Raw genomic sequence first — 360 nt, forward strand, 5'->3', positions numbered from 1 at the left:
AGTAGTCGGCGATGCCGGCTTCGATGGCGACACGTTTGGTGACGGAAGACGGCAGGACGGACTCCTTGTACTCGGCGGACTGGGCGTCGAACACGTCGGTACAGGGCAGAGAGACCACGCGCACGGCACGGCCCTTGGCGGTCAGCTGCTCATAGGCGGCCACGGCCAGCTCCACTTCGGAACCGGTGGCGATCAGGATCAGCTCCGGGGTACCGGCGCAATCCTTCAGCACGTAACCACCCTTGGCGGTGTCGGCCAGCTGCTGGGCGGTGCGGTCCATCTGGGCCAGGTTCTGACGGGAGAAGATCAGGGAGGTCGGGCCGTCGGTACGCTCGATGGCGTGTTTCCAGGCGATGGCGG

General features: G+C 66.1%; 1 protein-coding gene. It reads right to left on the bottom strand.

Annotated features, from left to right (window positions below; genetic code table 11):
- A partial coding sequence (locus tag ACW5W4_RS18930; RefSeq protein WP_456690419.1) for a transketolase-like TK C-terminal-containing protein occupies positions 1 to 360 on the bottom strand: 360 nt, incomplete at both ends.

It is taken from the genome of Aeromonas crassostreae (genome assembly GCF_054052445.1).